The organism is Clostridioides sp. ZZV14-6150 (genome assembly GCF_020657875.1).
Lineage (GTDB): Bacteria > Bacillota > Clostridia > Peptostreptococcales > Peptostreptococcaceae > Clostridioides.
Map to the genome: position 1 here is coordinate 1 of NZ_JAGWDA010000105.1, position 257 is coordinate 257.

1 protein-coding gene is annotated in these 257 nt (G+C 29.2%); it reads left to right on the forward strand.

All coding sequences use genetic code 11. The features are described 5' to 3' along the window. Window positions 1-257 (forward strand): RNA-guided endonuclease TnpB family protein (locus KGF41_RS20705; RefSeq protein WP_227857151.1); only part of this gene is annotated, 257 nt, incomplete at both ends.

Consider the following 257-nt stretch of genomic DNA (forward strand, 5'->3'; position numbering starts at 1 on the left):
AGGCGAAAGGATTTTCTACAAAAACTATCTACTAAATTAATACAAGAAAATGATATTATTTGCATAGAAGATTTACAAGTAAAGAATATGACTAGAAATCGTAAATTATCTCGTTCTATTTCTGATGTGTCATGGTCAGAATTTGTTCGTCAATTAGAATACAAGGCTAATTGGTATGGTAGACAAATTGTAAAGGTAGGTAAATTCTTTGCAAGTTCACAAATATGCAATAAATGTGGGTACAAAAATGAGGAAAT